The following is a 3,740-nucleotide window of genomic DNA, read 5'->3' as shown; positions in this document are numbered from 1 at the left end:
GGCGGGCGATGAGGCGGCAATCGAGCGCGTGCTGCATGTCCTCCTCGAGCTGCGCTTATTTGGACGGCGGCGGCGAGACGGACGCGTGGCTGGCGTTTGCCGTGCAAGAGATAACCTGTGAAATGAAAAAGGAATTTTACGAAGACGGCGGCAATTTTGAGAGTTCTACGAGCTATCACCGTCTAGGCGGTGAGCTAATGGCATATGCCACGGCTCTGATACTGGGTCTAAAAAGTGAAAAAATTTCATCGCTAAAAAATTACGACGCAAAGCTTTGGCGCAAAAAGCCAAAACTCATGCCGCCAAACGAGCAGGAATTTAAAATTTTAAACGGACAAATAGCGCTGCCGCAGTGGTTCGTGGACAGGCTGTATAAAATCGGCAGGTTTACCGCGGACATTACAAAACCAAACGGCGAAGTACCGCAATTCGGCGATAACGACAGCGGTAGGTTTTTTAAATTTAGCCCAAACGGCGAGTTTTTGAGCAACGAACAAGCCGCGCGAAAATATCTAAATTTAAGCGGCTTTGAGGGTGGCGACGAGCCGTTTTGGGATGAAAATATCTTAAGCCACTCTACACTAATTAGCTGCATGGACGGGATTTTTGACGATGAGATATTTAAAAACGATATGCACTTTGAGCGGAGTTTTATTCGCTCGCTCGCAGGGTGCACGCTGCAAGCAGGCGATAAAACATACAAAAGCCTGATCGCCTCGGGCATGAAATTCGGCGAACTGCCGCACCGAAAAAGCATGGAATTTAAAATTTCAAATTCGCAAGAGATCAAAAATATATTTTATCCCGACAGCGGAATTTTTATTTTAAAATCAGGTAATTTTTACCTTGCCATCTGCGCTACGCCGCTCGGGCAGAATGATCACGGCGGACATACGCATAACGATAAGCTGGGCTACGAGTTGTGGATAGACGGTCGCGACATAGCGAGAGATCCCGGTACATATCTTTATACGCCGATCCCTAGCAGAAGAAATGAATTTCGAAGCGTCAGAGCGCACAATGTGCCGATTGTGGGAGATCTGGAACAAAATAGTTGGTGCGAGGGAGCGATAGGACTATTTGGGATGTTTTCGGAATGCAGATGTGAAGTGGTGGATTTTGGAGAAAATTTTATAAGTCTCACCGCAGAATACAAAGGCGTAAAAATTATTAGAAAATTTGAGATAAAAGAGGGCGAGCTGGAGATTATCGATATGGCAAATAGGGAATTTTATTATAGTAAATTTGAGTTATATTCGAATGGATATGGGAAGTTGATGAAAAATGTCTAAAAAAGTTTTAATGGCCGTTGCAAATTACTATACTTCGCCGTTTCAGGTCGGTAGTCATCACTATGCCAGGGCGTTTGAAAAGCTAGGGTATGAGGTGCTTTTTATCTCAAATCCTATCTCGCCGATACATAAAATTTTTGCAAATAGCAACGAGCTGAAAGAGCGGGAAAGAATTTATAAAAAAGGGGGTGAAAGCGCGGGCGGTATTTTTTATTATGTTCCACGCTCCCTTTTTACTCCTCAAAACAAGCCATTTCTATCGTCGAATTTTGTTTTAAATAATTGGCAAAATTTTACGTATCCAAATTTATTAAATTTTATAAAGGAGCGGGGTTTTGGCGAGGTTGATATATTGTGGTTTGATAGCCCATTGTTTGGCTTTTTATTGGATACTATAATTTATAAGAAATCTATTTTAAGGATAGCTGATTATTCAAAAGGCTTTAATGCGGTTTCGGACGTGCAGTTTAATGCCGAGATAAATATCGCAAACAAGGTAGATACAGTCATTTATACGGCGAGAAATTTAAAAGAAAAATACGATCAAATAAAAGATAAATCTAAAATGAAATATGTACCAAATGGCATTGATCTTGATTTCTTTAAAGCGGCAGATAGGTCTTTGCCGCAGGAGCTTGAAGATATTCCTGAGCCTAGGGTAATTTACGTAGGCGCAATACATGATTGGTTTGATGTGGACTTAGTGTATTACTGTGCTAAAAATTTGCCAAATTATAGTTTTATTATAATAGGTCCGGAGCAAAAAGATCTATCCTTGCTTAGGGAGCTAAAAAACGTGCATATTTTGGGAGCTATATCGTATAATAAAATTCCTGCGTTTTTATATAATTCGCAGGTGGGCATAATTCCTTTTAATGTTAAGGATTATCCTGATTTAGTAAATAGTATAAATCCTTTAAAGATGTATGAGTATCTAGCTTGCGGGTTAAGGGTTGTTAGCGTAGAGTGGGAGCAGATTAAAGATATGAGTGATATAATTTATTTGGTTAATACAAAAGACGAGTTTTGTAATGCAATAAAATATGGTCATGGTAAAGAATATGATTTGCAGAAACTTTCTTGGTTTTGTATCTTAAAATTTTTTTTGAAGGAAATCGGTATATATGTGGATTAAATATTCTATTGTAGGTATAAGATATGCTGTTTGTGAATGCTAGGTTTTTAACCCAAAATATCACTGGAGTTCAAAGATTCGCAATTGAAATTTCATTGTGGCTTAAAAGGATATTGAAAGATAATATTCTATTCATTGCTCCAAAAAATATAATTCACATAGATGTGGCAAAAGAGCTAGATGTAATTTGTATTGGAAATTTACAAGGATATCTATGGGAGCAATTGGAATTACCAAGGTTTTTGGTAAAGAGACAGAACCCATTGTTATTAAATTTAGCCAATATGGCGCCAGTATTCTATAAAAATAAAGTTACGGTCATACATAGTTTGTCTTTTTTAAATAAGGAATGGAATTCTTTTTTATTTCATAATATGTATAAATTTCTAATTCCGTTGATAATAAAAAATAGTAAATTCATTTTTACGGTAAGTAATTATACGAAACAGGAAATATTATCATACTATAAAAATATATATAATTTACATCGCAATATAGATGTTGTATATAATAGTTATATTGTTCGAAGTAAAAATAACATAGTAAGTAATATTTTTAATGGCAATATTGAAGAATATATTTTATATGTTGGATCGGTTTCTAAGAGTAAAAATATAGTAAATTTGATTAAAGCTATAAATAACATAAATAGTAAAAATAAAAAAATTCTATTATACATAGTGGGCGGCTGTGATCAAAAAATATTTCGTTCAAGCGATACAGCCAGTAACGAATACGTAAGATTTGTAGGACAAATTAATGATGAAAATATATTAATGGCTTATTATCAGAATGCGACCGCTTTTGTTTTTCCATCATTATATGAAAGCTTTGGAATTCCACCGATTGAAGCCCAGGCATGTGGTTGCCCGGTATTGTGTTCAGGAACTACGAGTTTGCCGGAGATTTGCGGTAGTGGTGCTTTGTATTTTGATCCAACAAATATTTATGACATAGAAACAAAGATAGAATTGATTTTAGATAATAAGAATTTAAGAAACGAGCTTCGCGCTAAAGGTTTTGAAAATATTAAGCGATTCAGCTGGGAGGAATCGGCACAGAAAATTATAAATTTAGTAAATAAGTTATAAAATATAAAGATATCTACAACCAAATATCTTGCCAATATGGTTTTTAGGATTGCTTTTAAAAAAGTCAATAAATTGTTTTAGATAATTTATATACCAATTGTAGGTTGTGGATTTTGTAAAAAGTTAAGCCTTGGAGTAATAGAATTCTGGTTTGTAATAAAATTAATTGCTTGCAGCAAAACGTGATGAAATTGATATTGTTTTGACGTGAATTGGCTTATA

At 35.8% G+C, this 3,740-nt stretch carries 3 protein-coding genes; all 3 read left to right on the top strand.

The window, feature by feature from the left end; genetic code table 11:
* On the top strand, positions 1 to 1,292 hold a 1,292-nt coding region (locus Q0413_RS04760; protein WP_298987796.1), incomplete at its 5' end, for an alginate lyase family protein.
* Complete coding sequence (locus Q0413_RS04755) at positions 1,285 to 2,427, top strand: glycosyltransferase (RefSeq protein ID WP_298987792.1); 1,143 nt, start codon at positions 1,285 to 1,287, stop codon at positions 2,425 to 2,427. The genes Q0413_RS04760 and Q0413_RS04755, both read left to right, overlap by 8 nt.
* A gap of 23 nt (positions 2,428 to 2,450) precedes the next feature.
* A complete protein-coding gene (locus Q0413_RS04750; protein WP_298987787.1) occupies positions 2,451 to 3,518 on the top strand; it encodes a glycosyltransferase family 1 protein in 1,068 nt (355 codons plus the stop codon).
* The last annotated feature ends 222 nt before the right edge of the window (positions 3,519 to 3,740 follow it).

It is taken from the genome of uncultured Campylobacter sp. (assembly GCF_938045465.1).
Taxonomy (GTDB): domain Bacteria; phylum Campylobacterota; class Campylobacteria; order Campylobacterales; family Campylobacteraceae; genus Campylobacter_B.
The sequence above is the reverse complement of the archived record's forward strand: the minus strand, read 5'-3'. Positions and strand labels throughout refer to the sequence as shown.